Below are 6729 nucleotides of genomic sequence, written 5' to 3' on the forward strand. Positions count from 1 at the left end.
CGGACGAACTCCCACTCGGCGTCCGACAGTTCATGGCGACGTATCACCCCACCATGATCCACCACTCAAGATCATTTGAAGACACGACCTAGGCCTGGGTGGGATCGATGGTGAAACGCTCGGGATAAGCCGTGCGGACGTAGTGGATCGCGGTATGCGAGGTGATCCCGAACAGTCGCATCAGCCGGATCGGGTCGACAGTTTCTCGGGCCTCGTCGAGAAACCGGTCCTGCCGGAGTTGGGTGGGATTGATGCCGATCCGGTCGCGGAGCGCTTTGAAGTTGGAGGGGCCGACTGCGGGCCGGTCGACATGCAGAGCGGTGATGGGGCTGACGATCAGGTAGGGATTGCTGCTCAGCGGCCATCGCCGGTGGCGCTCGATCAGCCAGTCCTTGACAAGCCGCAGCGCAAAGTCGTCCAGGCAGACCTCGTGGTCGAGCCGGTTCGGCCTGCGGATCCGCAGCCGTCCGGTGGAGCGGTTGAGCTCGTCGAGCCGGATCTCGGCGACTTGCTTGGGACGGATGGCATAAACGGCCATCAGGACGAGAGCAAGCTTGTCCTTGACGCCAGGGACCTGGTCCAAAAGTCCCCGGAGCCGGTCCGCCGGAATGGGCCGGGGGACCCTGACGGGCGTGATGAGGTGCACGTTCCTGGCCGGGTCGCGAAAGATCCGGCGCTCACGTCGCAGGGCCCTGAAGAGCGACCGCAGACCGCTTAAGTACGAGTAGTTGACGGCGGCCGTCTTCACCTCCTCCTCGGTGACTTCGTTGAGTGACATGAGGTGGTCCCAAGAGGGAAGTACGGCCACGACGTGCAGCATGTAGCCGCGGATCGTATTCCAGGGCATGGCTGGTGAAGGCCGTTTGCCCTCGCCTCGGAGCACGGACACCCAGGCGCGAAGATCGGCCTGGAACTGCGCTGGCGCCTGGCCCACCCACCGGTGGACGGATGCCTCGTCGGTGCCGATCGCCTGTGAATCCAGGGCCAGCAGGCCCTTGGTCTGCAGGAAGCCAGCGACTCGGACGGTGCTGTAGTACGGGGTCATGGTGCCGACGCCGTAGACGTCGCGCTCGAGTATCGGGGTTCCGGTGCCGAGCCAGCCCAGCAACACCCGCAGCGTGCGAAGGCTCTTCTTGCGGGTAGCGGAGGACCATAACTGCGCACGGGCGAGTTGGTCGAGTTCGTCGACGATGTGCTGCCCCTCAGGTGTGATCTTCAGCAGCCCGGGGTCCCGGATCGCTGTCCAGTCCCGTTCCGGAGCCGGGAAGAGTTCGAGTTGGGCAGGGTCGATCAAGTGCTCGGGCCAGTAGCGGCGAGCCGCCTGGCGCCGTCGAGCGGTCTCGAGGCCGCGGCCGGTCTTGTTCGCGTAGATGTCGACCTCGCCGCCGAACCAGAGCTGGTCGAGGACCGGGGCGTCGGCCAGGGTCTGCTCCAGCTGGACAACACGGCAGCGCCGACAGCGTCCCAGGGACAGCGGAAGGACTCGGCGGCAGCGCCGGCACTCGCCGGTGTCGCCGAACCGATGCCAGTTCTTGCAGGCGGAACACAGCTTCGCCGTGGTGCCAGACCAGGACAGGCAGTGCTCGCAGCTGACAGCTGGAGGAAGGGGGTGCAGCGCCAGATGCCACTGCATCGGGCGTCGCTGCAGCAGCCCTGTGCGGCGGAACAGCTCCACCAGCGGCCCGCGCAATGTCGGCAGGTGGGCGATGTCTTGCTCGCGCACCAATTGCTGGTCGGCTTCCCTGCAGGCCAGCGCAAGACGGATCATGTGAAGGGCCAGGCGCTTCCATGCTTCGCTCAGCTGCCGTTCAGCCGCCATCTGGTCGACGGCCGCAGCGAACGCGGGCAGTTCCTGGAAGGAGCGGTCCGCGATCCGATGCGCGTGGTCCATCGTCAGCGTCCTGGGCAGATGCGTCCAGGACAGCTGACCGGGGATCTGCGGGGGACAGACTCGCGGATCGTCACGGACGGCCGGTGAGCTCGGTGCCGGCGACCAGGGGCGCCAGCGAGGAACCGGCAGCTCGGGGCCGAACCGGAAGACCACCTGACGCCAATGCATGCGGTCTGCCGCTCAGTTGGGCGGCAGACCGCGCAGGCCGCGGCCGTTGCCCGGGACGGGACGGACCGCGGCGCCGTGATCGGTCCGGGCGCTGGCCACCCGGCGTTCGTCGTGCTCGCGGGAGGCGAGATACGACTCCGGCTCGGCCTGCATGAGGTCAGCGACGGTGCAGTCCAATGCCGCGCAGATCTTGTCCAGGTCCTCCAACCGGACCGTGACCGGCTTGCCGCTCCAGAGTGCCGCGACCTTGCTCAGCGACGGGGTGAACCCCACCTCCGCGAGGACCGCCTGCAACTGCGTTGGCCTCCAGATGTCGCGCTGCGCGGTGAAGCGGGCGATCCCGGACGCGAAGGGGCAGCTGACTGGGCTGGACTGCCTGGTGATGCCGTTGTGGCGTGCCCGTCGTGCCGGTGGTGGCGGGCACCCGCTGACGCGGTCGGAGCTGGCGGTGCTGCTTCGGCTGTGTGAGGTGCTGTTCGGGCTGGGCTGGGTGCCGAAGGGCAAGGCGCCGGTTCCGGCCGGGATGCTCGCGTCCCGTATGGGGCGAGGCGCGGCGACGGACCGGCTCGGGCTGCTGCTGATGGTGCTGTCGACCAACTCCCGTGGCTGGCTGCAGCTGTGCGCGGGCAGCGTGGACGCCTCTCGTAGGCGTCCGGCGGCGACGGTGGCGCGGCTGCTGGGCTGTTCGCCGGCGGCCGGGCGAAGGTGCTCTCCCGGCTCCGGGAGCAGGGCGTCGCGGACGTGGTGCGGCAGGAGACCGTCTCGGGCCTGAACGGGACGTCGCGGGTGCGCCTGGTGGCGGTCGCCGAATCGCACGGCCGTGTTGTCCGGGAGGCCCGCGAGGCCGCCGCGGTGTTTTCAGACCTCTCTGCTACTGCATTCGGAGATCATGAGACCGCGGGGGAGGCTGAGACCCTTGTGATTGCTGGGGTGTCGGGTGGCGGTGAGGGCGAGTTGGCCGGTGTTGCAGACCTCGCCGCTGCTGCACAGTTCCACGCTTCCCACGCTCCTGTGGCTACTTCTGGTGGGTCTGTTTCGCTCTCTGGTGGGTTTTCCGGTGGAGGCCGTGGTGGGGGAGGCCGTCGGCCGGGGTGCGCGCGCGAGCGCGAGGACCGGGCCGTGGACAGCGAGGACGCCGTTGCCGTGACCGGGTCGCCGGTGGCAGTGGACGGCCCGCTGCGCGGTGAAAAGCCGGAAGAGTCCCTGGTCGATGAGCGGGATGGCTGCGGGCTGCTGGGGCGGGGGCCGCTGGCCGGCCGAAGGCTGTGGGTTGGGACAAGGTGCAGCAGCAGCGGAGGGTGGGTCTTCCGGCTGATCTTGGTCTGCGGGTGGCTCTGGGGCCGGTCTCCGGGCTGTGGGAGCGGCTGTCCGGCTGGCAGCAGGACCAGGTGGAGGCGGCCGCGAAGGTGGAGGTGAAGCGGCTGGCGGGGATGTTGGAGCGGCCGGGGGATGCGCCGCGGCTGTTGGCCGACCGGCTCACCGACCGACTGGAGGAGACCGGCGGCGAGGCCCTGGTCACCGGCCCCTACGGGTGGCTGATCCGGCGGGGCCTGTTGCAGCGTCAGGCGTGCTCGGACCGCCGCTGCGATGACGGGATCCGGCTGGACACCGGGTCTGAGTGCGAGAACTGCCACAATGCCCGGATGCTGAGCGAGGTGGAAGAAGCAGCCTTCGACACCGAGCGGCACCGCTCGGTGCGCTCGCGTGTCGCGGCCCAACAGCGCGAGGCCGCCTATGCGGTGTGGGGCAAGCACTACGCGCCTTACGGCATCTGGCACGACGACAGCCCGATGACGCCGGGCGATCGGTCCGCGAAGGAGAGCCTGGGCAGGCATCTGGCGAGCTTCCCCCGACCGCCAGGGAACGCCGGGCCTACGACGCGTGGGTGACCTACAGCAGTGACTCCCCAGCACGGCGACGCAGATCGGTCCGGACAGCCGGGGCCTGATCACCTCCGCAGGGCGCGGCCGATGACACCAGCTACGCCGGCGAGCGCACTCAAGACGGCGGCGCCCACCCCTAGCGGCTCCGCGAGAGCCGGATGCATACGGGCCACGTAGATGGCAGCCGCGGTGATGAGCAGCCCTACTACGACGGTGAGCAGGAGGACCACCAGGCGCAGTTCGTAGTGTTCGCGGTCCTGGTGAGGGGTTCCGTCCGTGTCCGTGATCATCGGAAACGGGTCCTTTGCGATTCGGTGCAGTCGGCGCGCTCCCCAGGGCGGGAGCCCGCTGCAGGGCAGCAAGTGTCGGGGCTGCTTCCACCGTGGCGGAAGCGCGATGGCGTCGGTACGCCATTCGTCTGCCGTTCGACTGCCATTTCAGGTGACGGGTAGCACAGGGACCGGACGAAGATGGGGGGTCTCTAAAACCGGTCTGGCCCTTGCGAGGGCACCGCTAGGTTCCTGGTCATGCCTTCCAACGACGGTCCCAGTGCTGCTGATCGGCAGCTCATCGACCACGCGGCGCGCCACAACCTGGTCGTCACGGCGAAGCGGCTCGAAATCTGGCGGCGGGCCGGCCTGCTTCCGGGCAACGTGCCCGGCGGCGGTCTCGGCCGCGGCAGAGGGAGCACGTCCTCCCCGTCGCCCGAGAGCTTCGATCTCGTCCTCGCGCTCGCCCGCCGTGCCGGCCGGGGCAAACGGCCGACAGACCTCGCACTCCTCCTGTTCGCCGACGGACACCCGGTGCCCGAAGCGACAGTCCGCGCCGCCTTCCGCGGCGCAGTCGATGCCCTCGTTCTACCCGGTGTCGGCGTACGAGTCCATGTGCAGAGGTAGGTACAAGCGAACATACAGAGCCGTCTGTAGGAGCCCAAGGCTCACCGGCATAGAGCGACCCATCGTCTTCTGGGACCTTCTCCGGCCCCGTCTGGACTGTCAGAATGCCGACATGCACACTCGGGGGGATGCGCAGCCGATCCTGCGGCTGTTCGCAGCCGGGCCGGTCGGGGGGATCGCGGCTGCGGCCGCGACGCTGCTGATCGCACTGTCGGGCCGCTATGGCTTCCACCGCGACGAGCTGTACTTCCTGCTCGTCGGCCAGCACCCGGCCTGGGGCTACCCGGACCAGCCACCACTCACCCCGCTGCTGGCCAGGCTCGGCGCAGAGCTCTTCGGCTCCACCCCGACCGGCGTGCGGATCCTGCCCGCGCTGCTCACCGCGGTCGCGATCACGCTCACCGCGCTGATCGCCCGAGAGCTGGGCGCCGGACATGGCGGGCAGGTACTCGCGGCAGGAGCCGCAGCCTGCTCGGGCTATACGCTCGGAATCGGCCACCTGCTCTCCACCGCGACCTTCGACCTGACGGTCTGGCTGGCGATCATTCTGCTGACGCTCCGACTGCTGCGCACGGGCGAATTCCGCTGGTGGCCTTCGCTGGGAGCGTTGGTTGGGATCGCGCTGCTGAACAAGCTGCTGGTGCTGGGGCTGTTGCCGGCCCTGGCGTTGGGCGTGCTGACGGCCGGACCGCGCGGCTTCTTCGTACCGCGTCCACGCGCGCTGCTGGGCCCGCTGACCGCCGTCCTCGCCGCGCTGCCCTTCGCGATCCCCACCCTGTGGTGGCAGGCCGTGCGCGGTTGGCCCGAGCTGACGGTAGCTCACGGAATCAGCGCCGATGTCGGAATCGGCGGACGCCTGCTCGTCCTGCCGATGCAGCTGCTCCAGTTCTCCCCGGTGCTGGCACCCCTGTGGCTGACCGGACTGAGCCGGCTGTTGCGCCGACCGGAGCTGCGCTGGGCCCGACCGGTCGCGGTGGCCTGGGTGGTGCTCTGCCTGCTGGTGCTGGCCGGCGGCGGCAAGGGGTACTACCCGATTCCGCTGCTGTACGCGATCAGCGCCGCTGGCTGCGAGCCCTACGCCCACTGGATCCGCGAGCACCGCGCCAAGCTGGCAGGCGGACTGCTCGCGGCCCTGCTCACCAGCGCCCTTGCTTCCTTGCCGGTGCTGCCCGCGTCGGCGCTGACCGTGCCGATGGCCGTTGACCCCGACCTCGGCGAGGAGGTCGGCTGGCCACAGCTCGCACGCGCCACCGCCACCGGCTGGGAGGCGATCCCCGCCGACCAGCGGGCCACCGCCGTGCTGCTGACCGCGAACTACGGAGAGGCCGGGGCCATCGCACGGTACGGGCCCGGCCTCGGCCTGCCCGCACCGTACTCCGGCCACATGGGCCTGCACGCCTGGGGCCCGCCGTCGGCCACCGCCACCGGTCCGGTGCTGCTCGTCCACCCGGCGGACTATCCCGAGTTGGAGGAGCACTTCACCGCCTGCCACACGGTGGCGCGCGTCGACAACGGGCACGGCACCGCGAACCAGGAGCAGCACGCGGCCGTGGTGCTCTGCGCAGGGCCGGACCGGCCATGGCCCGTGCTCTGGCCGCTGCTGCGCCGATACTGAGCAGCCAGGTTCCTCTGCACGTTCACCCGTACGTCGCTCTTTACTCCTACCACGTACGCGGACACCCGGCGAGGAGGACGGTCTGGACGACGATCTGGAGCTGGAAGTGCGCGCGGAGCGCGTCGTGGACCGCTTCGTTGTGGCTAGGGCGGTGTTCAGCGGGGTCTGGCACAAGTTCCGTTTGCGCCGTGAGGCGCTGTTGGTTCGAGTGGAGGTGGAAGACCTGCACCAACTCGCTGTCGCAGCAGTCGGGTTGAAGCTGAGGGCAGCCTGATC

At 69.3% G+C, this 6729-nt stretch carries 7 protein-coding genes; 3 read left to right on the forward strand and 4 right to left on the reverse strand.

The window, feature by feature from the left end:
• Positions 1–88: 88 nt before the first annotated feature.
• Together ACFVWD_RS56790 and ACFVWD_RS56795 are read right to left on the reverse strand one after the other, a co-directional pair.
• Positions 89–1891, reverse strand: coding sequence for a hypothetical protein (locus tag ACFVWD_RS56790; protein WP_389606920.1), 1803 nt, complete (start codon positions 1889–1891; stop codon positions 89–91).
• 180 nt (positions 1892–2071) lie between these two features.
• Positions 2072–2398 (reverse strand): helix-turn-helix domain-containing protein, encoded by a 327-nt coding sequence (locus ACFVWD_RS56795; protein ID WP_389606927.1) that lies wholly within the window; start codon positions 2396–2398, stop codon positions 2072–2074.
• 989 nt (positions 2399–3387) lie between these two features.
• On the opposite strand from ACFVWD_RS56795, the gene ACFVWD_RS56800 reads away from it, so the two are divergent.
• Positions 3388–3948: a hypothetical protein gene (locus ACFVWD_RS56800; protein WP_389606921.1), complete on the forward strand. Its 561-nt coding sequence runs from the start codon at positions 3388–3390 to the stop codon at positions 3946–3948.
• A gap of 59 nt (positions 3949–4007) precedes the next feature.
• On the opposite strand, the gene ACFVWD_RS56805 is transcribed toward ACFVWD_RS56800, so the two are convergent.
• Entirely contained in the window at positions 4008–4232 is a 225-nt protein-coding gene (locus ACFVWD_RS56805) for a hypothetical protein (RefSeq protein WP_389606922.1), read from the reverse strand.
• 237 nt (positions 4233–4469) lie between these two features.
• Between ACFVWD_RS56805 and ACFVWD_RS56810 the strand changes: the two genes are divergently transcribed.
• Positions 4470–4838 (forward strand): hypothetical protein, encoded by a 369-nt coding sequence (locus ACFVWD_RS56810; RefSeq protein WP_179858602.1) that lies wholly within the window; start codon positions 4470–4472, stop codon positions 4836–4838.
• 112 nt (positions 4839–4950) lie between these two features.
• Positions 4951–6453: an ArnT family glycosyltransferase gene (locus ACFVWD_RS56815; RefSeq protein WP_389606924.1), complete on the forward strand. Its 1503-nt coding sequence runs from the start codon at positions 4951–4953 to the stop codon at positions 6451–6453.
• Positions 6454–6499: 46 nt separating this feature from the next.
• On the opposite strand, the gene ACFVWD_RS56820 is transcribed toward ACFVWD_RS56815, so the two are convergent.
• On the reverse strand, positions 6500–6729 hold a 230-nt coding region (locus ACFVWD_RS56820; RefSeq protein WP_389606926.1), incomplete at its 5' end, for a hypothetical protein.

The organism is Streptomyces sp. NPDC058086 (assembly GCF_042885015.1).
In the GTDB taxonomy this organism is placed as follows: domain Bacteria; phylum Actinomycetota; class Actinomycetes; order Streptomycetales; family Streptomycetaceae; genus Streptomyces.